This is a genomic window from Xanthobacter sp. AM11 (genome assembly GCF_047444035.1).
Lineage (GTDB): Bacteria > Pseudomonadota > Alphaproteobacteria > Rhizobiales > Xanthobacteraceae > Xanthobacter.
On record NZ_JBLAOA010000001.1, the window covers coordinates 3384316 to 3408250 of the forward strand.

General features: G+C 69.7%; 24 protein-coding genes and 1 pseudogene. 16 read left to right on the forward strand and 9 right to left on the reverse strand.

Annotation, left to right across the window (positions count from 1 at the left end; genetic code table 11):
- The first annotated feature begins 425 nt into the window (after positions 1 to 425).
- The 8 genes from ACI7BZ_RS15470 (at position 426) to ACI7BZ_RS15505 (ending at position 11099) form a co-directional block, all read left to right on the forward strand.
- Complete coding sequence (locus ACI7BZ_RS15470) at positions 426 to 1988, forward strand: cytochrome ubiquinol oxidase subunit I (RefSeq protein WP_414118059.1); 1563 nt, start codon at positions 426 to 428, stop codon at positions 1986 to 1988.
- 1 nt (position 1989) lies between these two features.
- On the forward strand, positions 1990 to 3138 hold the full coding sequence (gene cydB / locus ACI7BZ_RS15475; RefSeq protein WP_414118060.1) for a cytochrome d ubiquinol oxidase subunit II: 1149 nt from the start codon (positions 1990 to 1992) through the stop codon (positions 3136 to 3138).
- Positions 3139 to 3149: 11 nt separating this feature from the next.
- Positions 3150 to 3410 (forward strand): hypothetical protein, encoded by a 261-nt coding sequence (locus ACI7BZ_RS15480; protein WP_414118061.1) that lies wholly within the window; start codon positions 3150 to 3152, stop codon positions 3408 to 3410.
- 68 nt (positions 3411 to 3478) lie between these two features.
- A complete protein-coding gene (cydD, locus tag ACI7BZ_RS15485; RefSeq protein WP_414118062.1) occupies positions 3479 to 5251 on the forward strand; it encodes a thiol reductant ABC exporter subunit CydD in 1773 nt (590 codons plus the stop codon).
- A complete protein-coding gene (gene cydC / locus ACI7BZ_RS15490; RefSeq protein WP_414118063.1) occupies positions 5248 to 6942 on the forward strand; it encodes a thiol reductant ABC exporter subunit CydC in 1695 nt (564 codons plus the stop codon). Before cydD ends, cydC begins: the two co-directional genes overlap by 4 nt.
- 256 nt (positions 6943 to 7198) lie before the next feature.
- The gene (locus ACI7BZ_RS15495; RefSeq protein WP_414118064.1) at positions 7199 to 7684 is read left to right on the forward strand and encodes a hypothetical protein; all 486 of its coding nucleotides are present in this window, start codon (positions 7199 to 7201) and stop codon (positions 7682 to 7684) included.
- Between the two features lie 325 nt (positions 7685 to 8009).
- Complete coding sequence (clcA, locus tag ACI7BZ_RS15500) at positions 8010 to 9392, forward strand: H(+)/Cl(-) exchange transporter ClcA (protein WP_414118065.1); 1383 nt, start codon at positions 8010 to 8012, stop codon at positions 9390 to 9392.
- A gap of 66 nt (positions 9393 to 9458) precedes the next feature.
- The gene (locus ACI7BZ_RS15505) at positions 9459 to 11099 is read left to right on the forward strand and encodes a TolC family protein (protein ID WP_414118066.1); all 1641 of its coding nucleotides are present in this window, start codon (positions 9459 to 9461) and stop codon (positions 11097 to 11099) included.
- A 12-nt stretch (positions 11100 to 11111) separates the two neighbouring features.
- On the opposite strand, the gene ACI7BZ_RS15510 is transcribed toward ACI7BZ_RS15505, so the two are convergent.
- Positions 11112 to 11585 carry a J domain-containing protein gene (locus ACI7BZ_RS15510; RefSeq protein WP_414118067.1) on the reverse strand — a complete coding sequence of 158 codons (474 nt, stop codon included), beginning with the start codon at positions 11583 to 11585 and terminating at the stop codon, positions 11112 to 11114.
- A 493-nt stretch (positions 11586 to 12078) separates the two neighbouring features.
- Here ACI7BZ_RS15510 and ACI7BZ_RS15515 point away from each other — a divergent pair, with 493 nt between their 5' ends.
- Positions 12079 to 12756 carry a DUF3313 domain-containing protein gene (locus ACI7BZ_RS15515; protein ID WP_414118068.1) on the forward strand — a complete coding sequence of 226 codons (678 nt, stop codon included), beginning with the start codon at positions 12079 to 12081 and terminating at the stop codon, positions 12754 to 12756.
- A gap of 32 nt (positions 12757 to 12788) precedes the next feature.
- Here the strand turns inward: ACI7BZ_RS15515 and ACI7BZ_RS15520 are convergent, their stop codons facing one another.
- Together ACI7BZ_RS15520 and ACI7BZ_RS15525 are read right to left on the reverse strand one after the other, a co-directional pair.
- Complete coding sequence (locus ACI7BZ_RS15520) at positions 12789 to 14132, reverse strand: sensor histidine kinase (protein ID WP_414119179.1); 1344 nt, start codon at positions 14130 to 14132, stop codon at positions 12789 to 12791.
- A complete protein-coding gene (locus ACI7BZ_RS15525) occupies positions 14132 to 14848 on the reverse strand; it encodes a response regulator (RefSeq protein ID WP_414118069.1) in 717 nt (238 codons plus the stop codon). The genes ACI7BZ_RS15520 and ACI7BZ_RS15525 overlap by 1 nt, the downstream gene beginning before the upstream one ends.
- 20 nt (positions 14849 to 14868) lie before the next feature.
- Between ACI7BZ_RS15525 and ACI7BZ_RS15530 the strand changes: the two genes are divergently transcribed.
- The 4 genes from ACI7BZ_RS15530 to ACI7BZ_RS15545 all read left to right on the forward strand — a co-directional run bounded on the left by ACI7BZ_RS15530 (position 14869) and on the right by ACI7BZ_RS15545 (position 18241).
- Positions 14869 to 15048, forward strand: a complete 180-nt coding sequence (locus ACI7BZ_RS15530) for a hypothetical protein (protein ID WP_414118070.1) — start codon at positions 14869 to 14871, stop codon at positions 15046 to 15048.
- A gap of 189 nt (positions 15049 to 15237) precedes the next feature.
- Entirely contained in the window at positions 15238 to 16380 is a 1143-nt protein-coding gene (locus tag ACI7BZ_RS15535; protein ID WP_414118071.1) for an efflux RND transporter periplasmic adaptor subunit, read from the forward strand.
- The gene (locus tag ACI7BZ_RS15540; protein WP_414118072.1) at positions 16377 to 17531 is read left to right on the forward strand and encodes an ABC transporter permease; all 1155 of its coding nucleotides are present in this window, start codon (positions 16377 to 16379) and stop codon (positions 17529 to 17531) included. The genes ACI7BZ_RS15535 and ACI7BZ_RS15540 overlap by 4 nt, the downstream gene beginning before the upstream one ends.
- Complete coding sequence (locus ACI7BZ_RS15545; protein ID WP_414118073.1) at positions 17528 to 18241, forward strand: ABC transporter ATP-binding protein; 714 nt, start codon at positions 17528 to 17530, stop codon at positions 18239 to 18241. The genes ACI7BZ_RS15540 and ACI7BZ_RS15545 overlap by 4 nt, the downstream gene beginning before the upstream one ends.
- Positions 18242 to 18259: 18 nt before the next feature.
- Here the strand turns inward: ACI7BZ_RS15545 and ACI7BZ_RS15550 are convergent, their stop codons facing one another.
- The gene (locus tag ACI7BZ_RS15550) at positions 18260 to 18481 is read right to left on the reverse strand and encodes a beta-barrel domain-containing protein (RefSeq protein WP_414119233.1); all 222 of its coding nucleotides are present in this window, start codon (positions 18479 to 18481) and stop codon (positions 18260 to 18262) included.
- Between the two features lie 47 nt (positions 18482 to 18528).
- Positions 18529 to 19117: pseudogene (locus ACI7BZ_RS15555) on the reverse strand (hypothetical protein); the annotation flags it as partial.
- A gap of 55 nt (positions 19118 to 19172) precedes the next feature.
- On the opposite strand from ACI7BZ_RS15555, the gene ACI7BZ_RS15560 reads away from it, so the two are divergent.
- A complete protein-coding gene (locus ACI7BZ_RS15560; protein WP_414118074.1) occupies positions 19173 to 19445 on the forward strand; it encodes a hypothetical protein in 273 nt (90 codons plus the stop codon).
- A gap of 113 nt (positions 19446 to 19558) precedes the next feature.
- Here the strand turns inward: ACI7BZ_RS15560 and ACI7BZ_RS15565 are convergent, their stop codons facing one another.
- From ACI7BZ_RS15565 to ACI7BZ_RS15580, 4 genes are all read right to left on the reverse strand, one after another.
- On the reverse strand, positions 19559 to 19906 hold the full coding sequence (locus ACI7BZ_RS15565) for an STAS domain-containing protein (protein WP_414118075.1): 348 nt from the start codon (positions 19904 to 19906) through the stop codon (positions 19559 to 19561).
- A 124-nt stretch (positions 19907 to 20030) separates the two neighbouring features.
- On the reverse strand, positions 20031 to 21131 hold the full coding sequence (locus tag ACI7BZ_RS15570) for a hypothetical protein (RefSeq protein WP_414118076.1): 1101 nt from the start codon (positions 21129 to 21131) through the stop codon (positions 20031 to 20033).
- A 141-nt stretch (positions 21132 to 21272) separates the two neighbouring features.
- Positions 21273 to 21500: an FmdB family zinc ribbon protein gene (locus ACI7BZ_RS15575; protein ID WP_414118077.1), complete on the reverse strand. Its 228-nt coding sequence runs from the start codon at positions 21498 to 21500 to the stop codon at positions 21273 to 21275.
- Positions 21501 to 21659: 159 nt separating this feature from the next.
- Positions 21660 to 22484 carry an indole-3-glycerol phosphate synthase TrpC gene (locus ACI7BZ_RS15580; protein ID WP_414118078.1) on the reverse strand — a complete coding sequence of 275 codons (825 nt, stop codon included), beginning with the start codon at positions 22482 to 22484 and terminating at the stop codon, positions 21660 to 21662.
- A 208-nt stretch (positions 22485 to 22692) separates the two neighbouring features.
- Between ACI7BZ_RS15580 and ACI7BZ_RS15585 the strand changes: the two genes are divergently transcribed.
- Together ACI7BZ_RS15585 and ACI7BZ_RS15590 are read left to right on the forward strand one after the other, a co-directional pair.
- Entirely contained in the window at positions 22693 to 23025 is a 333-nt protein-coding gene (locus tag ACI7BZ_RS15585; RefSeq protein WP_414119180.1) for a monooxygenase system ferredoxin subunit, read from the forward strand.
- Between the two features lie 117 nt (positions 23026 to 23142).
- On the forward strand, positions 23143 to 23838 hold the full coding sequence (locus ACI7BZ_RS15590) for an SDR family NAD(P)-dependent oxidoreductase (RefSeq protein ID WP_414118079.1): 696 nt from the start codon (positions 23143 to 23145) through the stop codon (positions 23836 to 23838).
- Positions 23839 to 23935 lie beyond the last annotated feature (97 nt).

Sequence of the window (23935 nt, forward strand, 5' to 3'; positions counted from 1 at the left end):
GAAGGCCACCGCGAAGACCGCAAGGAAGGCGCTGCCCGAGCGGCTTCGGGCGGCGCGGCGTCTTCGCGCGCGGTAAGACTAAAGCGTGAGGGGGCCGGAAACGATACGCGGATTATGCCGACAATGCATTGTCTTGCATCACGTATTTCTTGCATCTCAAAACAATCTGCCGCTCGTCACAAATGTTGCCGACGCGCAGTTCGTCCAATGCTGCCATGCGCAAGCATATCCCAATTGGGATATGCTTGCGATGAACGCCGCGTCGGGTGGCCATTTTGTCCCAACACCGCTGAATAGCCGTCAAATAGTTGACGCGGCAGGGTGACTTGGCCCATTCTGGCAACATGGTGCGGCGGTCGCACTCCACCGGTCGTGCTGGGTCGTGCTGATATGTGCATGAGGCCGGAGCGCCAGGGGGCTGGCTTATGGTGAACGACGTCGTCGTGGATCTGTCGCGGCTGCAGTTCGCAGCAACGGCGCTCTATCATTTCATGTTCGTGCCGCTGACGCTGGGCCTCACCGTCCTCCTGGCGGTGATGGAGACGATCTATGTGACGACCGGTCGCGAGATCTACCGGCGGATGACGCAGTTCTGGACCAAACTGCTGCTCATCAACTTTGCGCTCGGTGTCGCCACCGGCCTCACCATGGAATTCCAGTTCGGCACCAACTGGTCCTTCTACTCCAGCTTTGTCGGCGACACGTTCGGCGCGCCGCTGGCCATCGAGGGCCTGATGGCCTTCTTCCTCGAATCGACCTTCATCGGCCTGATGGTGTTCGGCTGGGACCGGCTGACCAAGGCGCAGCACCTCTTCGTCACCTATCTGGTGGCCCTGGGCTCGAATTTCTCCGCCCTTTGGATTCTCGTCGCCAACAGCTTCATGCAGCATCCCCAGGGCGCCGAGTTCAACCCGGTCACCATGCGCATGGAGCTTTCGAGCTTCGGGGAGCTCTTCTTCAATCCCGATGCGCAGGCCAAGTTCGTGCACACCGTGCTGGCGGGCTATGTGACGGCGGCGATCTTCGTGTGCGGCGTCAGCGCCTGGTACATGCTGCGCAACCGGCACCTGGACTTCGCCCGCCGCTCGTTCCGGGTGGCTGCGGTGTTCGGCGTCCTCGGCAGCGGCGGCGTCATCACCCTCGGCGACGCGCTCGGCTATGTGGGCGCCCACGTTCAGCCCACCAAGCTCGCGGCCATGGAAGCCCTCTGGACCCCCGAGCCCGCGCCCATGGCCTTCAACGCGATTGCCTTGCCCAACCAGCAGGAGCAGCGCAACGATTTCGCGATCCGCATTCCCGCGCTGCTGTCGCTCCTCGTCACCCATTCCCTGTCGGGGACGGTGCCTGCCATCGACGAGCTGGAGCAACAAGCGCGCGAGCGGGTGCGCAACGGCATTCCCGCGGTCCAGGCGATGGAGAAGCTGAGCGCGAACCCGCAGGACGCGGCCGCGCTGGCCCAGTTCAAGGCCCATGGCGCGGATGTGGGCTACGGCTTCCTGGTGCAGCGCTACGCCCCCGGCGGCGACCTCACCAAGGTGACCGATGCCGACATCCTGAGGGCTGCGCGCGATGCGATCCCCGAGGTGTGGATCGTGTTCTGGTCGTTCCGCGTCATGGTGGGCTTCGGGCTTCTCATGCTGGCCTACATGGTGCTCGCCACCCTCATGTCGCTCACCAACAAGGTGGAGCACCAGCGCTGGTTCCAGTGGGTCGGCGTGCTGATGATCCCGGTGCCGTTCCTGGCCTGCGAAATGGGGTGGCTGGTGGCGGAGGCGGGGCGCCAGCCCTGGTCGGTGTACGAGATGCTGCCCACGTGGCTTTCGGCCTCGACCCATTCCGTGCCCTACATGATCTTCTCGATCAGCGGGTTCGTGCTGCTCTACACCATCTTCGCGATCGTCGAGGTGTTCCTGATGCTCCACTTCATCCGCAAGGGTCCCGAGGACCACGGGCGCGAAGGTGCGGGCCAACTGGCGGCGGCCTACTGACATGGAAAGCTTCGCCCTGGATGCCTATGTCATCCTCAAGCTGCTGTGGTGGGTTCTGCTCGGCGTCCTGCTCACCGGCATCGGCGTGATGGTGGGGATGGACATGGGCGTCGGCACCATCCTGCGCTATGTGGGCCGCACCGATGCCGAGCGGCGGGTGGCCATCAACGTCATCGGCCCCCACTGGGACGGCAACCAGGTGTGGTTCATCCTCGGCGGCGGCGCCATCTTCGCCGCCTGGCCGCTGGTCTATGCCACCGCCTTCTCCGGCTTCTACATCGTCATGCTGGTGCTCCTGTGGAGCATGATCGTGCGGCCGCTGGGCTTCGAGTATCGCAGCAAGATGCCGTCCGAGCGCTGGCGCAACGTGTGGGACGCCACGCTGTTCATCAGCGGGCTGGTGCCCATGCTGGTGTTCGGCGCCGCCGTCGGCAATGTGCTCCAGGGCGTGCCGTTCCATTTCGACTGGCGGCTGACCTCCTATTATACTGGCAGCTTCATTGCCCTGTTCAATCCCTTCGCGCTCCTGTGCGGCGTGATGTCGGTGGCGCTCGCCATCTACATGGGTGGTGCCCGCCTGGCGGCGGCGGCGGGCGAGCCGGTCGGGAGCCGGGCGCGAACCGCGGCCATCGTGGCCGGGCTCGTGGCCATCGCCGTCTTCTCCGGGGCCGGCTATTGGGTGAGCACCCTGGACGGCTTCCGGCTGGTGGCGGGACCCGATCCCGCCGCCGCGCAGACCCCGCTGCACCAGCAGGTGGTGCGCGAGACCGGGGCGCTGCTGGCCAATTATGCCGCCTACCCCAAGCTGTGGACACTGCCCGCCCTTGCCTATGCCGGCCTCGTTCTGGGCGTCTTCGCCTTGGCGGTGCGGCGGCCGGCGCTGGGCTGGTGGCTGGGGGCGCTGGCGTGGATCGGCGTCATGGGCACGGTGGGCGCAGCCATGTTCCCCTTTATGATGCCCTCCATCACCAATCCCTCGCACAGCCTGACCGTGTGGAACTCCGGGTCGAGCCTGCGGACGCTGGGCTGGATGCTCGGCTTCACCCTGGTCTTCATGCCGCTCATCGTGTGGTATACCAGCTGGGCCTTCTGGGTGATGCGCGGGAAGGTCGATCCGGCGCAGGTCGAGGCGTCGGACCACGCACTCTGAGGAGGCCACCCATGTTCATGCAATATGTCATCGCCATGGGGCTTGCCGTCCTCGCCATCCTGGTGGCGGTGATTCTCGGCGATTATGGGCCCTGGTACCTCTCCTGGTTCCTCGGCACCGGCTTCATGGTCCTGGTGGCGGTTTCCGCCGGCGTCCTGTTCGAGGCGCAGGAGGAGGCCGGGGACCATGGCACCGGCACTTCGGCAGCCCCCGATAGCGGCGTGATGCGGGTGATAGCCAAGCCCGGCCAGGCCGGCGGCAAGGCCAATTGAGCATCCGGCCCAGCAGCGCTTCGTGACCGATCTGCGCCCGTCTCCCCGCAGCGCACCCCCGCCTTTCCATGGCTGATGCCGGCGAGAGCCCACCTGCCGATGCCGCGGCCCGACGCGGTGTCGAACGCTGGCTGCGCGGGCAGGCTCAGGATGCCTCCGGCCCCCTGTTGCGCCGCGCCATGGCGCTTGGGGCGCTCGCGGCGGCACTGGTGGTGCCCCAGGCGTGGCTGATTGCCGCCGCCATCGCGCCCGTGGTGATGGAGGGGACGGGGGTGGACGCGGCCTGGCCCTGGCTGCTCCCGGTGCTGCCCATCCTCTTGGCGCGTTTCGCGCTCTCCCATGGGGCGGACCGCGCCGCCCTGGCCGCCGCCGCCCGCGTCAAGACTCAGGTGCGCGGCAGGTTCCTGCGCCATCTGGAGGGGCTGGGGCCGGCGGGTCGCGCCGGCCGGGCTTCGGGGGCGCTCGCCGCCATCGCCACCGAAGGGGTGGACGCGCTCGAACCCTATGTGTCCCGCTTCCTCGCCCATGCCGGCATCCTTGCCTCCCTGCCGCTGGTGATTCTCGCCGTCGTGCTTCCGCGGGACTGGATCTCCGGCCTCGTGCTGCTGGCGACGGCGCCGGTGATCCCGCTGTTCATGGTGATTCTCGGCCATGGGGCCGAGCGCCTGAACCGGCGGCAGTGGGGGCACCTCACCCAGCTGGCCGGCCGGCTGCTGGACGCTCTGCAGCGGCTTCCCACCTTGAAGGCGCTCAATGCCGGCGCCCGCGAGGCCGCCATTCTGGCCGCCGCCTCGGAGGATTACCGGCGCAGCACCATGCAGGTGTTGCGCGTGGCCTTCCTGTCCGCCCTCGCCCTCGAATTCTTCGCCACCGTGGCCATTGCGGTGGTGGCGGTGCTGATCGGCTTCCGCCTGCTCGATGGCGCGCTGGGCTTCGAAACCGGCTTTTTCGTGCTGCTGCTGGCGCCGGAATTCTATGCCCCGCTGCGCCAGCTGGGCGTGGACTACCATGCCCGCATGGAGGCGCTGGCGGCGGCCGAGCGCATCACGGCGCTGCTGGACGAGACCCCCGCGCCCGCCGGAAGCGCCCGGCCGGCCTTGAGCGAAAAGATCCGCCTGGAATGCGAGGGCGTGAGCTACGCCTGGGACCAGGGGCGCCCCGCCGTGGACGGCGTGTCGCTGCGGCTGGAGCCCGGGCAGGTCACGGCGCTGGTGGGGCCGAGCGGCGCGGGCAAGAGCACGCTGGTGGCGCTCCTCGCCGGCTTCATGCCGCCGCAGGCGGGCCGCATCCTTGTGGATGGCCACGACCTTGCCGGCATGGACCCCGCCCATTTCATGCGGGCACTGGCCATCGTGCCGCAGCGCCCGCACATGTTCGCCGGCAGCGTGCGCGACAACATCCGCCTCGCGGAGCCTTCGGCCAGCCCGCAGGAGGTGCGCGAAGCTGCCCGGCTGGCGGCCGCAGACGGCTTCATCGAGGCGCTGCCGCAGGGCTACGACACCCCACTCGGGGAACATGGGCAGACCCTGTCCGGCGGCCAGATCCAGCGGATCGCCCTCGCCCGCGCCTTCCTCAAGCGGCAGGCGCGCATCGTCATCATGGACGAGGGCACCGCGGGCCTCGACCGCGAAACCGAGGCGGCGGTGACCGCGGCGATCCGGGCGCTTGCGGCCGGGCGCACCACGCTGGTGGTGGCCCATCGGCTGGCGACGGTGCGCCTCGCCGACAATATCCTCTTCATGGATGCCGGGCGCATCGTGGAAGCCGGGCCACGCTCGGTATTGACGGCCGACGGGCACCGCTTCTCGCGGCTCCTGGCCGATGCCGGCCTGACACCATGAACAGCGATATCGCAATCCTGCGGCGGCTGTTCGCCATCGCCCACCGGCAATGGGGATGGATGCTGCTGGCGGCGCTGGCGGCCTGCGTCACGGTGCTCGCAAGTTTCAGCCTGATGGCTGTGGCGGGCTGGTTCATCGCCGCCATGGCGATCGCCGGCACCACCACGGGCATGATGAATTACTTCCTGCCCGCCGCCGGCATCCGCTTCTTCGCCATCCTGCGCACCGGCGGGCGCTATCTGGAGCGGGTGCTGAGCCATGAGGCGGTGTTCCGCGTTCTTGCGGAACTGCGCCTGTGGCTGTTCCATCGCCTTGAGCCGCTCTCGCCCGGCCAGCTGCAGGATCGGCGCGGCGCCGACCTGGCGTCCAGCCTGCAGGCGGACGTCGATACGCTCCAGCACGCTTTCCTGCGGCTCGGCGCGCCTTTGGTGGTGGCGCTGGGCTGCGGCATCGCCATGGTGGCGGTGCTTGCGCTGCTGCATCCGCCGACCGCTCTGGTGGTTGCCGCGCTGCTCTTGTGCGCAGGCGGGGCGGTGCCAGCCATGGCCCGGCGCGCGGCAAGCGCCCCCGGTGCGCAGGCCGTGGCCACGCGCGCACAGCTTCGCATCGCCATCGTCGATCTCGTTCAGGGTGCAGCCGATCTGCGGGCCGCCGGCGCCGGGGCGCGGCACTTGCAGGCCATCGAGGCGCTGAGCCAGACCCTGGTGGGCGCCCAGCGCACCGCGGCCGTGCATGGCGCCTTCGCGGAGGCGGCGCTGGGCCTTGCCGCCGGCCTCGCGCTCTGGAGCACCGCGCTCCTGTGCGTGGCCGGCGTCGCCGTGGGCCAGCTCGCGCCCGCCATGGTGCCGGCGCTCGCTCTGGCGGCGCTCGCCAGCTTCGAGGCCATCGCCCCCCTTCCCGCGGCCATGCAGCGCTGGGGCGAGGTGATGGGCGCCGCACGCCGGCTCTTCGCCATCGCCGACACGCAGCCGGACATGATCCCCCCGCCCGGCCCATCGCCGCAGCCGGTGGATGGGGGCCTCGTCTTCTCATCGGTCCGGCTGCGCTATGCCCCCGACGCCCGCCCTGCCCTCGACGGGCTCGATCTCACGGTGGCCGACGGGCGCCGGGTGGCCATCCTCGGCCCCAGCGGCGCCGGCAAGAGCTCGATCCCGCGGCTGCTGCTGCGCTTCTGGGAATATGAGGGAGAGATCCGGCTCGGCGGGCATGACCTGCGCCTCTACCAGCCGCAGGACCTGCGCCGCCTGGTGGGCGTCGTCGCCCAGGAGGCGCACCTGTTCAACGGCTCGATCCGCGGCAACCTCCTCATGGCCGCGCCCGAGGCCAGCGCGGCGGACATGACCGCCGCCCTCCAGACCGCGCAGCTGGCGCAACTGGTGCAACGGCTGCCGGAGGGGCTCGATACCTTTGTTGGCGAAGGCGGCACCCGCCTTTCCGCCGGCGAGGCGCGCCGGCTGGTGATCGCGCGCACCCTGCTGCGCGCGCCCCGCATCCTGGTACTGGACGAGCCGACCGAGAATCTCGACCCCACCACGGCACGCGCCCTCATGGCGTCGCTGGCTGCGGCACGCGCGGGGCGAACGACGCTGCTCATCACCCATGATCCGGCTGTGGCTTTCGCGTTCGCCGAGGAGATCTTCCGGCTCGAAGCCGGCACCATCACCCGTGAGAGCGCAGTGGAAACCGGCTGACCCGACAAGATCGCCGCTTCATGCCCGGCAGCACGGGGCCGAAGCGCCGCGCGCGCCGGCCCCTGCGTTGCATCGCAGGTGACTTGCGGCATATGGCGCGCCTGCTGCAGGCAGGCGGATTGCCGCTGCCTCCGCAACTGGCGCTTCCCCGGGTTTTCTGGCAACGATGGCGCCATGCGGCGACCGCGCTGGGCTGGCGCGCTCGCCACGGAAGGAACTGAAAGTCTTTCATTTCCATCGGATTGGGAAGGTTCGCATGATACGCGCCCGGCACCTGCTCGCCACCGCATTCGGTCTCGCCCTGTGCGCGGGCACCCCGGCCCACGCCGCCGGCCCCTTCGCGTGCCCGACGAAGCCGCTGGAGGCCGCGCAGGCGGCCAAGGTCAAGGCCCTGCTGCCGACGGGCGACGCCTTCGAAAATGTCGAGAGCCTCAACGCCGCCGTGAACACCCTGAAAGCGCAGGGCGCCAATCCGGTCCTCGTCATCGACAGCCTGATCGCGGCCTACTGCCCCCTGGTAGCTGGCCAGTCCGAGCTTTCCGACCAGCAGAAGTCGGTGCGCGTCACGCGGTTCGCCGCGCGCATCACCCGCACCGTCTTCGCCATCGACGGCGCCGACGAGATCATCCTCGACGTGGCCTTCCCGCCCCTCGTGGTGGACGCCATCAACGCAAAGGCGCGCGCTGCGGGCGTGTCCCCGGAGGCGTGGATCCAGTCCACCGTCAGCGCGGCCCTGAAGTAGGCCCGGAAAGGGCGGCATGGCCGACAGCTCGGGACCAGGAGCGCCTGCCGCTGGTCCAGACCTCGCCGCCAGCGCCAAGGCCGCAAGTCAAAGCCCGCGAACGGCCGATTGCGGCGCGGTCCTCCCGGCAGATGCGTCCTCTTCGCTGATGTCGCGCATGGGTGGAAAGTAAGCGCGTGTCACATGCGAACCCCGGTGGGCCTCAGCTGGTCTTCCAACCGTACAGATAACCTGAAATTTGAAACCTGGCGGCTTTTCGACGGAAAAATGCGCTCTGCCGGACCGGGATCTTCTTCCCGCGGGGCGGCACCTTGGGGGAACAGCCTTGAGCCTTTCGGATGATACGCCGCCGGGACCGCCGCCCCAGAGCCGCGCAAGCGATGCGGTGTTCTATGTCGTCGCGATCATCATCGGCGCCGTCACCGGGGTGCTGGGCACGGCGCTGCACCTGGGCGTCAATCGCGCGCTCGAATGGCCCCTGCTCTTGCGCGCGCATGTGGGCCCCGGCGTCGATGAAGCCCATTTCCTGCTCATGACCGGCGCCATCGCCGCAGCCTTGGTGGTGGTGTCGGTGTGGCTCGTGCGCACCTTCGCCCCAGAGGCCGGCGGCTCGGGCGTGCAGGAGATCGAGGGCGCCATGGAGGGCCTGAGGACGGTGCGCTGGCAGCGCATCCTTCCGGTCAAATTCTTCGGTGGCTTGCTCTCGCTCGGGTCCGGCCTCGTGGTCGGCCGCGAGGGACCGACCATCCACATGGGCGCCTCGGTGGCGCAGGCGGCGTCCGAGGGGTTGAGGCTGCCCGCCCGGGAAAATCGCGGCCTCCTTGCCGCCGGCGCCGCCGCCGGCCTCGCCGCGGCCTTCAGCGCGCCGGTAGCCTCGATCCTGTTCGTGATCGAGGAGACGCGCCGCCAGTTTCCCTATTCTCTGAAGACCTATACGGGCGTGATGCTGGCCTCGGTCACCAGCGGCGTGGTCACGCAGTCCATCGTCGGCCCGCGGCCCTTCATGGCCATCCAGGTGGCCGACGTGCCCCTCGCCTTCCTGCCGGCCTTCGTGATGCTCGGCATCGTGCTGGGCTTCATGGGCGTGGTGTTCAATCGCTGCCTGGTCTGGTCCATGGACCTGTCCCTGGGCATCGGCCGGCGCAGCTCCTTCTACATCGTTCCGGCCCTGGTGGGCTTTGCGGTGGGCGTGCTGCTGGTGCTGCGGCCGGAAGCGACCATGGGCGGGGATATGCTGGCGATCTCGCTGGTCACGGAGAACCTGCCGCTGGCCACCATGGCGATCATCGTCGTCATCCGCTTCGCCATGACCATGGCCAGCTATTCCACCGGCGTGCCGGGCGGCATCTTCGCGCCCATCCTCGCCATGGCCACCGCCTTCGGCCTGCTGTTCGCCCTGGGCCTGGAACTGCTGATGCCGCTTCCGCCGGGTGCGGCGGCGGCGCTCGCGGTGGCGGCCATGGGCGGGCTGTTCTCCGCCACCATCCGGGCGCCGCTGGTGGGCGTGGTGCTTATCGCGGAACTCACCGGCGCCTATGCGGTGATGGTGCCGGTCCTCATCACCTGCCTGTTCGCCAATTTCGTGGCCGACTGGCTGGGCGGACGGCCCATCTACGAGGTCCTGCTGGAACGGACGCTGCGCCTCGCGGGGGAAAATCCCCCGCCCGCTCCCAAGAGTCCGCAGATCGCCGGATGGGACCAGAGATAGGCCGGCCCCGGCCGCCGCTCACGGCGCCGTCCAGCGCCTGGAACGGCAGCACGGCGACGGTGCACCATGGCACCCGCTGCTGACGCCGCGCCCGACCCGCGCTGGAGCTCTCCCTGGCCGGGAATCGGGCTTCAGGCGTGGCAGGACGTGCAGCCCTTTCCCGGGCGCTTCACCATGGCGTGGCGGGTGGCGCTGCTGTGCGCCCTCGTGGCCGCGGTGGCCATGCTCTACAAGGTGCCGGAGGCGGCCATCGGCTGCTATCTCGTCATCTTCCTGGCGCGGCCCAACGGCGCCGAGTGCGTCGGGCCGGCCATCGGCGTCATCCTCCTCGCCAGCGTGGTGGTGCTCGCCCTGGCGCCGGTGATCCAGGCGACGGCGGAGAATCCGCTGATGCGCATCGTGGTGATCGCCGCAACCTCCTTCGCCTTCGTCTATCTGGGCTCGGCCTCCCAGCTGGGGGAAATCGACTCCATCATCACCCTGGTCATCGCCTTCATCCTGACGCTGGTGGACGATGTGCCGGCGGGCGAGGTGGTGACCCGCGGCCTGCTCTATGCGTGGCAGATGGCGGCCATGCCCATGGCGCTGATGATCGTCTTCTACCTGGTGCTGGGCACCGGCCCCCACACCCTGCTGCGCCGCACCGTATCCGCGCGCCTGTTGCGCACCGCCGATGCCCAGTGGCCGGCGACCGCGCCGGAGGGCCTCTGCGAGGAGCTGGCGAAGAACACGGCGGAAAGCGACAAGCAGGCGATGATGGCGCGGCTGTTCAACGGCGCGCACCAGAAGATCATCTACGACGTGACCCGCGCCTATTTCCTCCATGGCGCGGCCCGCAACCGGGCGCGCATCTCCGCCGAAACGCTGGCCAACAGCCGGCGGATCGAGGAGGCGGCGCAATCCCGCAGGAAGAATGGCGTCGGCACCACGGTGGAGGTGGCGCAATCCCGCTTCGGCCTGGTGCAGGCCCAGGGGGCCGAGCGCGACACCTATCAGGGCCTCCTCGCCACCATGGGTGTCTCCCCCATGACCGACATGCGGGTGCAGGAGGCGAGCGGGCGTCGCCTTCCCGGCACGGTCGGCGTGCCCACCGAAGCGCTCATCACCTCGGCCCTCGCCGTGCGCCCGGACGTGCTCGCCGCCTTCTCGGCCATGAAGGCGAGCCAATCCGCCATCCGGGCGGCGCAGGCCGAATTCCTGCCCAAGGTCTATCTCGGTGCCGTGGCGGCGGGCGGCAACAGCAATCTCAGCGCTTCCGGCCTGCCCACCATCGGCCAGCAATCGTCAGCCTCCGGCGTAGTGGTGGGCGCGACGGTGCCGCTCTATGACGGCGGCCTGCGCGCGGCGCAGCTGAAGACCGCCGAATCCCTCGCCGCAGCCACCGAAGCCACCTTCGACAAGACGCGGGACGCGGCGGCGCGGGAGATCATGGTCAGCGCCGACACGCTGCGCTCGGCGCTCGCCGCTTATACCGCCGCCAGCGCGCTGGCGAAGGCCGCAGCCACCACCTATGACGCAGCCCTCGACGCCTACCGCTCCGGCCTCGGCAACATCCAGGTGGCGACCGCCGCCGACAGCGGCCTGTTGACCGCCCGGCTCGCCCAGTCCGACGCCCATGCGGCGGCGCTGGTGGCCGCCGCCAACCTCGCCTTCGTCCTCGGCGCCATGACCTCGCGCGACGTGCCGGCCCAGTTCCTCGCCCGCTGACCGGCGCGGGTTCTAGGAAGCGCCGGCAAACTGGCCCAGCAAGACGTCGCGGGCCTCGGCAATGCGGCGGTAGTGCTCGCTGCTCCCGCCGGCATCGGGATGGGCGGTCTTGGCCAGCCGCCGGAAGGCCGAATTGATCTGCGCCGGGGTGAGCGCGCCGTCCGCCGGCAGGTTCAGGGCCTCGCGATGGTCGGCGTCGTCTTCGGGGTCGGGCAGGAACATGAAGGCCCGGCGCTTCGCCTGCGCCTCGCGGCGAAGCTGCACCTGGTCCTGCTGCCATCGCAGGCGCGACATGACCAGGCAGGCGCCGAAGGCGATCCGCCCCTCGCTCTCCAGTTCATCGAGGCTGAACGGCCCCACCACGTCGTAGGGCGCGGCAAGGCACGCGCGCCGCCCCTGCGCGCCCTCCTCCACATGGCCGATGGTCACCATGTCGAGGACGCCCAGCGAGCCGTTCCAGATCACCCATTCCTCTTTGTCCGTCATGCCGTGCGCTTTCATGCATGAAACGGCACCGCGCCCCCTTCCTTTGTGCGAAAGGGTTCACGGAACCGGGACCAGCCCGGCGCCATGCAGGTTCGAAGCCAACGGCGCACGCCCGCAGGAAAGCCAAGGCGAAATCTGCCAACTATGTTGCAATAAAACGCACTTCCAGACGGCCGCCCCGGCCGGCGCGGCAGGACCGCTGTGGCAGGGCGACTGTGGCACGGCGGACTTGCGACGCATCCGCCCCCCTGGTCTGGCCGGCCCGGTGCGTCCGTCCGGCCCATGGCGGTGGCGAACCCTCCTGTCCAAACATCCCCATGCCGGCGGGTTCGGGCAACATTTCGCAATGCCGGCGAAATCATCGGGATACAGCGGCGACATGAGAATTCGCCGGTCCGCTGGCCAGCGGCGGCGGGCGGGCTTTCTTTGCGCGCACGCGGCTGCCGGCTGCTTGTTCCCGCGGTGTCGCCGCCGCCTTTCGGCAGATGTTCCCATGAACCCAGCCCTCGTTCTCGCCGCAGGCGTGCTCGTGCTCGCCGTCGCCGGCTGCGCCAACTCGCCCGAGCCGAACAAATACCAGTTCCTCGCCTCCTCGCCCCAGCTCACCCGCAACGGCGGCAGCGAGCCGCGGCAAACGCCCTATGCCTTCCAGGCGGAGGGCGCCCCTCTCTCCCGCTTCAGCGGCGTGCATCTTCTGCCCGTCAGCATCTATGATGGCGCCGACCACCAGTTCGGCCCCCTTTCGGCGGAGGACAAGGCGCGCCTCGCCGCCTTCGCCCAGCAGCAGTTCCGCGAGGCGCTCGCCCGCAATGGGCTCTTGGCGGAGGCGCCGGGTCCCGGCGTGGTCGAGCTCAAGGTCACCCTCACCGGGGCGCAGGCCAGTGTGCCGGTGCTCGCCACCGCCTCCAAGCTCACGCCGGTGGGCTTCGCCCTCACCGGCGTCAATGCGGTCACCGGCGCCGAGGGGCGTTTCAATGGCGTGGTCATGTATGCCGTGGAATTTCGCGATGCGCCTTCCCGGCAGATCGTGTGGGCCTATGTGACCAAGCAATTCCCCAATGCCATGAACATCGCCGCCACCCTCGATCCGCTGGATGCGGCGCGCGACGGGCTGAAGCAGGGTGCCGAGGACCTCGCCAAGGCCGCGGCGGGCCGGATGAAGGCCGGATGAAGCGGTGCGGGAGGCCTCAGGCGCGCCCGGCCTCAGGCGGGATGAAACAGCGGAATGGTGATGGTGACCCGCCCTCCCCCGCCGGCGCCATGGCCGAGGGCGATGCGGCCGCCATGGGCCTCCACCAGGCTGCGGGCCACGGCAAGGCCAAGACCGGCGCCGCCGGTCCGGCGCGCCCGGGACGGCTCGGCACGGGTGAAGGGCTCCAGCAGCAGCTCCTCCATTCCGGGCGGGAAGCCCGGTCCGGTGTCGCACACCTCCACCGTCGCCTGGGCGCCATCGGCCGACAGGCGGACATGGGCGCGATGGCCATATGTCACCGCATTGTCGATGACGTTTCCCAGCACCCGCCTGAGCGCGAGACGATCCGCGAGCACCCACAAAGGGGCCGCGGCCTGCCCGCCCTGCAGGCAGACCGGCCGGCCGGCGCGGCTCAGGTCGGCCACATGGGCCTCAACCAGCGCGGCAAGGTCGAGATATTCGCTGTCCAGCGCGCCGACACCGGCCCGGGCCGTCAGCAGCGCATTGTCCAAAAGTTCGATCATGTCGGCGATGTCGGCCTGCGCCCGGCGGCGCTCGGCGCGGTCGGGAAGCTGCTCGATCCGCAGGCGCAGCCGGGTGGCGAAGCTGCGCACATCGTGCTGGATGCCGCCGATGAGGGCGAGGCGCGAGCGCGTCATGGCATGGATGCGTGCCTGGAGCCGCTCGAAGGCGCGCGCCAGCATCTCCATTTCCGGCGTGTTCGCCTTCAGCCGGGGCAGCGGCATAAGGTCCCCCGCGGGGTCGATGCGATCGGCCAGCGCCGCCAGTTGCGACAGGGGGCGGATTTCGCGGTGAAGCAGCAGCGTCGCCACGCAGGCCGCCAGCGTTCCCAGGAGCCCGGCGCCGAGGCCCACGGGCAGGCCCAGCACTGTGACCATGAACGGCATCCGCGCCTCGGCCACCAGCATGTCGCCGCCATCCAAAGCGATCCAGAACACCCGGCCGGAGGTGCGGTCGGGGAACAGGCGGGGCAGGCCGCCGGTTTCGCCCCCGGCCCGCGCCCGCACATGGATGAGGCGCGGACCGAGGGCGCGGCCATAGGCCAGGGCCTCAGCCTTCGGCACCGCATCCGCCCCCGGGGCGGGGCCGTCGCCGGCGGATGCCAGCCGCAGATGCAGCAGCGGCGAGCGGATCGCCGCCAGGGCGGCGGGGCGCGCGGACGGCGGCTGCGATGCCAGAAGATCGGCGATGGCCGCCAGCTGTTGGGGCGAGGGCCGGGCATTCACCTGCGACAGGTCGCTCGACCAGTAGAAGGTGGCGATGACGATGATCCACACCGCGAGCAGGAAGGCGGTGGCGATGGACAGGATGCGGGTGGCAAGGCCCAGGCGCATCACGGCACCCGCTTCACCTGCGCCGTCATGAGATAGCCCCCGTTGCGCACGGTGCTGATGAGGTTGCAGCCGGGGCTGAGCGCATCGAGCTTCTTGCGCAGCCGCGACACCAGGATGTCGACGCTGCGGTCGAACGGGTCGGCCGCGCGGCCGTGCACGCAGTCCAGGATCTGGTCGCGGGAGAGCACCCGGCGCGGGCGCTGCACGAAGCAGGCGAGAAGCTCGAACTCGGCTCCGGTGAGGGGGACCAGATGCGCCTCGTCCGCCAGCAGCTGGCGGGCGTCGAGATCGGCCACGAAGCGGTCGAAGCCGTAGCGCCGCACCGGCGGCTGCGCGGGCGCCCCGGCGGCGCGGCGCAAAAGGGCCCGCACCCGCGCCAGCAGCTCCCGCGGGCCGAACGGCTTCACCACATAATCGTCGGCGCCGATCTCCAGGCCCACCACCCGGTCGGTCTCGTCCCCCTTCGCCGTAAGCATCAGGATGGGCACCGCCGTTTCGGCCCGCAGCCGGCGGCAGATGGAGAGGCCGTCCTCCTCCGGCAGCATCAGGTCGAGGATGACGAGGTCCACCTGCCGGCGCTTGAGCACGGCGTCCATCTCGCGGCCGTCCTGGGCAAGGTCCACCGCGAAATTCTCGCGGGAGAGGAAGTCGCCCAGCAGCCTGCGGATGTCCCGATCGTCATCGACGACGAGAATATTGCGTCTCTTCTGCTCCATGGAAACGAAGACCTAAGGCCATGATCGCCACAGCTCAAGGCTTGTGCTTCCACCGGTACAAATTGATACAAACTGCAAACATCGGAAGGAAATTCGATGGTCAATCATATTTGCAGGAAATGAAGTCCCGGCACGGTGCAGATGTTTCCACCCCCATCGGATCTTCTTCATTCCGCGGCGCCGGCGCCGGCGAAGATTGAACCGGCGGGGCGCATGTCGGGAGAGCGTGAGTGAGTTCCTCAGCAGCAGGTCTCAGGTTGCCCGCGGCCCCGCGGGACGCAGGCGCATGGCGGGCGCAGCCCCCCGCCCCCGCGGACCGGGACGATGGCGGGGATGGCGCACCGTCACCGGTGCGCATGCCGCCCCGCCCGGCCTCCCGGCCGCGCCGGGTGCCGCGGAAAGCCATCGGCGGACTTCTCCTGTTGGCGGCGGTGGCGGCCGGCATCTTCGCCTGGCGCTACGGGCTCCCTCGCCCGGCGCAGGTGGCGGCCGTCACGCCCGCCGTCTTCCACCGGCAGATGCGCGGGCCGGGGATTCTCGACGCCATCCGCAAGGCGAGCGTGAGCGCCAACATCCAGGGCGTGCTCACCAATGTGCGGGTGGATATCGGCGACGCGGTGCATGCGGGCGACGTGGTGGCGGGGCTCGCTGCGGAAGATCTCCATGCGCAGCTGGAAGCCGCCGTCGCCTCCCACGCGGCCGCCGGCCGGGCCATCGAGCTGGCCCAGGCGGAACGCCGTAAGGCGCTGGCGGCAACCGCCAATGCCCTGTCCGTCCTCGGCCGCCAGCAGGAATTGATGCGCACCGGGGCCACCAGCCGCTCGGTGCTGGAGAATGCGGAGACGACACTGGAGCAATCGCGCGCCGAGGAGGCCCGTGCGCAAGCCGCCATAAGCCAGGCGCAGGCGGCGGAAGCCTCGGCGGCGGCGGCGGTGAAGGTCAGCCGGGCGCAGCTTGAGAAATCCACGATCCGCGCGCCCATCGACGGCGTGGTGGTGGCGCGCAAGCTGAATATCGGCGACCTGGTGCTGCCCGGTTCCACCATCGTGGAGCTGGCCGACCCGGAAAGCGTGGTGCTCTCCGCCCGGTTCGACGAGAGCTTCATTGCCGATGTGGCGCCGGGCCAGCCCGCCCGCCTCCTGTTCTCGTCCCGCGGCGAGGTGGGGACGCCGGGCAAGGTGCAGCGCATTTCCCGGCAGGTGGATACGGAAACCCGCGAGTTCATCGTGGATGTGGCGCCCCGCCAGCTGCCGCGGAACTGGGCCATCGGCCAGCGCGGCACCGCCTTGCTGACCCTCGACATGCGGGAGAACGTGCTGTCCGTGCCTGCGCGCGCCATCGTCCCCCGCGGGCAGAAGGCGGGCGCGTTCGTGCTGCGCTCCGGCCGTGCCTGGTGGCAGCCGCTGGCGCTTGGCGCCCTTGGCGATGCGGGGGTGGAAGTGCGCTCCGGCCTCCAGGCGGGGGATCAGGTGATCCTCACCCCCGAGGCCACCTATGCGGGCATGCGGGTTTTTCAGGAGCCCGCGCCGTGAACCTCGCCTTCAAGGACATGCGCTTCAATGTGCTGCGCTTCTTCCTCACCGCGCTGGGCGTCGCCTTCCTGATGACCGCTTCCATGGGGATGGTGGGGCTCTATCGCGGCATCGTCGCCGACGCGCTGCTGGTCATCGAGCGGATCGGCGCCGACCTGTGGATCGTCCAGGGCGGACGGCAGGGGCCGTTCTCGGAAGGCTCCGCCGTCGCATCCACCATGGATCGCCGGGCGGAAGGGCTGGCCGGCGTCGCCATGGCGCGGCGCTTCGTGCAGTTCAGCCAGCAATTCGCATTTGGCGGGCGCCAGCTGCGGGCGTCCATCACCGGCCTCGACTTTCCGAAGGACGAGGGGCGCTGGATCACGCTGGAGCGCGGGCGGCACCTGGCGTCCGGGCATTTCGAGGCGGTGGCGGACGCGAGCATCGGCCTCGCGATGGGCGATCGCGTGCGCCTCGGCCAGGACGACTACACCATCGTGGGCCTCACCCGCGGCATGGTGGACATGGGCGGCGACGGACTTTTGTTCGTGACCGTGAACGACGCCACCGCCATTTCCCAGCGCCGCACCAGCGAGGAGGTGCTGCTGGCGCGCTCCGGCGATGCGCCCGCCGCCGCCAACCGCAGCTCGGTGCCGCAGGACAGCAAGATCGCCGCGGTCCTGGTGTCGCTGGAGCCGGGGGCCGACCGGGACGCGGTGCAGCGCGCTGTGCTGGCCTGGGGCGACGCCAACGTGCTCAGCCGCAGCGGGCAGGCGGACCTGCTTCTCAACCAGCGCCTCTGGCGCCTGCGAATCCAGATCCTCGCCTTCACCGGCGTGCTCCAGGTGGTGACGGGCATCGTGGTGTCGCTGATCATCTACATGCTCACCATGGAGAAGCTGCATCAGATCGCCATGCTGAAGCTGATCGGGGCGAACACTTCCACCATCGTGGCCATGATCGCCCAGCAGGCCTTTCTCATCGGTGCGGCCGGGCTGGTGCTGGGGCTGGCCCTGTCGGCGCTCATCTTCCCCTTCTTTCCGCGCAAGGTGCTGATCCTGCCGGCAGACATCGCGCTGCTCGCCGCCGCGGTCGCCGTCATCTGCGGCTTCGCCAGCCTGCTCGGCATTTCGCGCGCCCTGAAAGTGCGGGCGCAGGACGTGCTGTCGTGAGCCCGCCGGCGGTGCTGAGCCTGCGCGGCGTGCGGCGCCATTATCGCAGCGGCGACAGCCTCGTTCGCGCCCTGGACGGGGTTAGCCTCGACATCCGCCAGGGCGAGGTGGTGGGCATCTTCGGCCCCAGCGGCTCCGGCAAGAGCACGCTTCTGCTGATTGCCGGGCTGCTGGAGCCGCCATCCGACGGGGACGTGTTCATGGACGGCCGCCGCGTCGCCGATGCGCGGGCCGACCTCGACAGCCTGCGCACGTTCCGCCGCACCCACATCGGCTTCATCTTCCAGAAGGCGAACCTCATCCCGTTCCTGACGGCGGTGGAGAATGTGGCGCTGGCGCTGGAAATCGACGACGTGCCGCCGCGCGAGGCCCGCCGCCACGCCGCCCATCTGCTTGCCAGCCTCGATCTCGGGCACCGGCTGGAGAATTATCCGGCCCAGCTCTCCGGCGGCGAGCAGCAGCGCGTCGCCGTCGCCCGCGCGCTCGCCAACGACCCCAGCCTGCTCCTCGCCGACGAGCCCACCGCCGCCCTCGATGCGGTGCGCGGGCGCCAGGTGCTGGGCCTGTTCCGGGAGATTGCCGACGCCCGCAAGGCGGCGGTGATCGTCGTCACCCACGACCTGCGGGCGCTGGAGATGTTTGATCGCACCATCACCTTGTGCGACGGGCGCATTGCCGATGCCGCGCCGGCCGCAGCCCCGGTGGCCTGACGGAGCCGCGGGGACCCCTCACTGCTCGCGGAAGGCGCGGTTGAACTGGTCCATCACCGGCTTGGCCAGATAGGCCAGGGCCGTGCGGTCGGCGCCGGAGATGAAGACTTCCACCGGCATGCCCGGCACCAGTTCGCGATCGCCGAGCTTGGCGAGATCGTCGTCGATCCCGATCAGCACGACATAGGCCATGGCCCCGTCCACGGGATCGCGGATGGTGGCCGGCGACACCTGCAGCACACGCCCGCCTGGGTGAAGCTGAAGCTGCCGGGCGTGTCGGCATAAACGGCCATGGCGCCGTCGGCGGTGTTGGGGGTTCCGTCCGCGCCCAGCCCCACGATCACCTGGGCATAGCCGTTGGCATCCGGGATGAAATTACCATAGGGGTCGGTGCGCAGCAGGGGCAGGTTCACCACGTCGCCGTCCGTCAGCTCGATGCCGAGCATGACGCGCGCCTGCGCCTTCACCTCGCCCCAGGTGGGCAGGGCCGCCGGTGGCGTCCGTGCGGCCCTCTACGGTGGCACATTCGCGCAGGAACACCTGATGCGAGGGGTGGGAGGTGTAGGTCTGGTTCTGGTCCACGAACGGGGTGGTCTGGTTGACGGCCTCATGGGTGGTATCGTCGGCCGTGCCCATCACCCCGTCCGCGCCGGGGCCGGCTGCGGGGGTGGAGCGGGTCAGCACCATGAAGGCGGATTGGGCGCCCACCTCGTCGCCCGTTCCCGCGATGCCGTCCGGTCCCAGCGTGCGCAGGGGATCATCCGCCGCGAGGGGAACGTAGATGGTGCCGTTGCCGCCCTTGTTGATGAGATCCAGGCCATGGTCGAAGAACTGGCCGAAGAAGGTCATCCAGCTGTCGAACGGCGCACTCACCCCCCGGACCGACCGTGAGCGGCATATCCAGGGGTGTTCCCCGGCCATTGTCGAGAACATGGTGGATACGCGCCGGGCGCTGGTCGAGAAGACCCGCATGCTGGTGGCCTGGCTCTCGCTCCTGTTCGCGAGCTTCGGCCTGTTCGCGCCGAAGAATGCAACGGTGATGGCTTTCCTGCTGCTGGGGGCCTCCGCCATCGCCGGCTGTGTCTTCATCATCCTGGAGCTTGGCACGCCTACCCAGGGCGTCATCCGTCCCTCGGTCCAGCCCATCTACCAGGTGATCCGGGAATTGCAGCTGGTCCAGAGGCCGGCCCTGCCGGCCGGTTGAGTGCCGGGCGGCCAGCCCTTCGGCGCTTCCCAGCATGACCGGGCCGCCCCGGTGGCGATGGAGGGGCGCGGGAGGAGACGGGGCTTCGGCCCCGGCCCCCGCGACGCCGCCCTTCAGACCGCGCGGCTCTCCAGGATGCGGTCGGCATCCGCACGGGTCTCCACGATGTCGGTGAGCTCGCCCACACCGGTGGTGAGCAGCACCTTTTCCACCTGATGGTCGCAGCCGAACAGCACCAGGCGACCGCCGCGGCGGTGCAGCGCCTTGGCCACGGTCAGGATGAGGCGGATGCCGATGGAGGCCAGGAAGGAAACGCCGGCCATATCCACCAGCACCACTTCGGCATGGCTCGCGGCGGCGGTGAACTCGGTTTCGATCTGCCCTGCCCCCGCAATATCGAGGCGGCCGGAAAGCACTATGAGGACCTTGGCCGGGCCGAGGGTCGTCGTGTCCATCTTCATGGTGAAAGCCAGTCTGTTCAGGAAGCTGTTGGGCCGGCTGCGCGCGCCGAGCGCGCGCAAAGTGCCGTGACTTCTCTTCCCATCCCTTCTTTGCACTTTTGTGACAGCCGCCGACGCCTCGCCATCATGCCGGCACAGGCGCCGGCGCCCGTTCGGCCGCGAGGGCGGCGGGAAGCTCCGCGCCGCGCGGAAGGCCCGCCACATCCTCCACCGCAAGGGAGGCGTCCATCAGCCGGTCGAGCAGCAGGAAGACGTAACGGAAACGGCGGTCGGCGCGGTCCATCACGTCCACCCACAGTCCATCGAACTGGTCCAGCAGCGGGCTGAGGGGCGCCACCGGAAGCTGCAGGCCGGAATATCGCGGATATTTGTTGGTCAGCTTCTTCCAGTCGTCCTTCAGGGTGTCGCGCAGGACCGGATCGCTGGTGAGGCGCGGGTCGCGGCCGCCACGCTCGAACTCGGCCCGGGTCTCCAGCAGGGTCTGCAGCAGCGCCATGGCGCGCCCCCGCAACACCGGCCGCAGGCGATCGTGGAACAGGCGCTTCAGCGCGTCCACATAGGTCGGGTCGTCCAGGGTCACATCCTGCACCCCCACGCCGGAGCCGGCCGGAAACTTCGCGGCCACCGCCTCGAATGCCGCGGCCGGCCAGTCCTCCCGCGGGCGGGAGGTGAGGAGCAGAACGACCCCCGCCGGCAGGCTCCTGATGTCCGGCAGCATGGCCGCGATGGAGCAGGGCTGCCCCGCGCCGGGCGGGTCCATGGCCTCCAGCCCGTCGATGCAGACGATGAGCCGCTTGGAGCCCTTCGCCACCGCAAGGTCGCGCAGCGCGGCGAGCCAGGCCGAGAAATCCGCCTTGGCGCCCTCGGCATCATCGAAGCGGATGTCCGGCACCGCCTGCGTGCCATCGAGCCCGAAGGTGGCGTCGAACGCCGCCTTCAGCGCCGCCACGAGATCGCGCGGCCCGGCCCCGCTCTCAAGGCCCACGGCCACGGCGCCCATGCCGCTGGAAATGGCGCTGTCTATGCCCTCCGGCGCGCCGTCCTTTCCGGTGCGCTGGGCGATGATGCCCCGCACGAACTGGGTCTTGCCGGTATCGGCGGGCATCCGCAGCCAGTAGATGCCCTTGTCGCAGGACACCATGAAGGCGCGCAGCGGCGTGCGCAGGAAGGCCGGCGACACATAGCGCGCGTCATCGGCGAGGGACGCGGGAAAGGCGATGGTCATGGCTTAGCCCTCCAGGGCGGCTGCGGATCGCCTTCCGGCCGCCCATGCCGGGCGGCCCTCGGCCAACAATCCGGGTGCTGGCGCAAGCCAAGCACGAAGCATGCCCCTGCCAAGCGTTCCGAACACCTGCCCGCAGGCGCCTCAGCGCTTGCGCTCGGCCGCGCTGAAATTGCTGAGGTGACCCTCGCGCGCGGCCGCCGCCCGGCTGGCCTGGATGATGGCGCGCGACTTCCCCTCAGGGGCGATGCGGGACATCATCTGCTCCAGCTTCTGCCCGCCGCAGGAGGGACAGGTGGGCGTGTCCGACGCGCGGACCAGCAATTCGACGTCCTTGTCGCAATCCGGACAATGATAGCTGTAAAGCGGCACTGCCGAGCCTCCAATCCTGCCACAGGGGGGCGCGATCCCGCATCGCCGCCAAGGCCCCGAGGCCCGACGGCGCAATGAAGCGCGCCGTGGCGGGCGGCCGGTTCACCCGGCCCCCTCCGCCACGCAGTCCGGCAAGCAGGAAACGGGCCAGATGCGGCCTCAGCCTTCCACCTGCGTCTCGACGCCGAGCACCTGCTCCAGCACGCCGGCGGGGTCCTCATCCTTCATGAGGGCGGAGCCGACCAGGATGGCCTTCGCTCCCAGGGCGCCCAGGCGCTCGCGGTCATCCGCGGTCGAAAGCCCGCCCTCCGCCACCGCGAACACCTTGTCGGCCGGCAGCAGCGGCAGGAGCGCCTCGCAGGTGCCCGGCTTCAGCTCGAAGGAATGGATGTCGCGATTGGTGGCGCAGATGAAGTCGGCGCCGGATGCCAGCGCCAGCTCCACCTCCTGCGGGGTGTGCACCTCCACCAGCGCATCGAGGGCGATGGAGGCGCAGCGTTCACGGAATTCGCCCAGCTTCGTGCCCAGAAGCGCCGCCGACAGCACCACCGCGTCGGCGCCGGCAAGGCGCGCTTCCAGGATCTGGTAGAGATCGAAGATGATGTCGCGCGCAAGCAGGGGAAGGTCCACGGCGCTGCGCACGGTGGCAAGGTCGGAATAAGAGCCGCGGAACACCTGCCGCTCCACCGCAACCGACAGGCCCGACGCGCCCACCGCCTCGAAATCCTCCGCCAGCGCCTTGTAGGGCACCACGGCGCGGAAGCCGGGATCGAATGGCGAGCCGCCCTTCAGCTCGGCGATGACGGCCGGCGCCCCGGCCGTCCTGAAGCCGGCGGCAAGGGCACCCTGGAACCCGCGGGTCATGGGCATTTCGCCGATCTTGCCCTGGATCTGGCCCAGCGAGCGGCGGGCCTTGGCCTTGGTGAGCTGGTCGTGGCGCTGGGTCAGGAAGGGCTTGAGCAGGCTGGCGTCTGGCAAAGGCATGAACGAACATCCGAGGTGGAAGAGGCCGCAACCGGCCGGGCGAAGAATAGCCCTTCAAGCCTCACAGATTTCCGCCCGCGTGGCCACTGCCTTTCGCACCTGCGCCACGGCCGTGCGGCGGCGGCGCAGAGCGCCATGCATGCCCCTCTTTCCTCCTGCGCCGCAAGGGGCGATGATGTCCGCTTTGATGCCCGAGAGATTTTTCGAGATGTTCACCCGCGTCTGCAAAACCGAAACCCTGGCCGAAGGCGGCATGCGCCTTGTCATCGCCGACAGCCACCTGATCATCCTCGCCTGGCCCGACAACGGCGAGATCAAGGCGTTCCAGGGCGTTTGCCCGCACAGCAACACGCCCCTCGCCGAAGCCGACTTCGACGGCACCATCCTCACCTGCCCGCTGCATTTCTGGACCTGGGACCTGAATTCCGGCACTCCGGTGGAGCCGCAGGAGAGCCGGCTGGCCGAATATCCGGTGCGGATCGAGGATGGCGTCGTGTACATCGACACGGATGGCGTCGCCCCCCTCTTCGCCGCGCCCTGACGCGAAATCCCGCGCTGCGGCGCCAGCGGCAGGTGCCGCCCATTCGCTTTGCCGATGTCCCCATCCTCGCACCACCGCGGGGCGCCCGCCGCTGGCGCCGCAGCCGGAGGAGTTTTCATGTCGCAGCAGACAGCCGTGATCGTCGGGACCGGAACCGGTCTCGGCGCCGCCCTCGCCCGCCGCCTCGCCGAGGCCGGCTTCCGCCTCGCGCTGGTGGCGCGGGATGTGGAGAAGCTGGGAGGTCTCGTCGCCGAGACGGGCGCCCTCGCCATCGCCGCCGATGCGCAGGACCCGCAGGCGGTGGACCGCCTGTTCGCGCAGGTGGACGACGCCCTCGGGGTGCCCGACCTCGTGGTCTTCAACGCCGCCATGCGCTATCGCGGGCCGGTGGAGATGCTCGATCCGGGCGCGGTGATGGAAGCCTACCGCATCGGCGCCTTCGGCGGCTTCCTCACCGCCCAGGCCGCGGCGCGCCGGATGCTGGTGCGCGGCTCGGGCTCCATCTTCTTCACCGGGGCCACCGCGAGCGTGAAGTCCATGCCGCATTCGGTGCCGTTCGCCATGGCGAAATTCGCCCTGCGCGCCCTGGCCCAGGGACTTGCCCGTGAGCTCGGCCCACGGGGCATCCATGTGGCGCACGTGGTGCTGGACGGCGGCCTCGCCTCGTCCTGGGCGAAGCCCGACGATGCCGGCCCGGCCGACCGGTGGCTCGATGCAGACGCGGTAGCCAAGGCCTATCTGGCCCTCCACCAGCAGCACCGCTCCGCCTGGGCTTCAGAGCTGGAGCTGCGCCCCTGGGTGGAGACGTTCTGAAGCCTTTCCGCCCGCGCGGGGCGCCCCGGCCCGCTCGCATTCAAACCGGGGCACGCGCCATGAGCGCGCCGCGTTGTGGTGCGGAAGGTGGCATGCC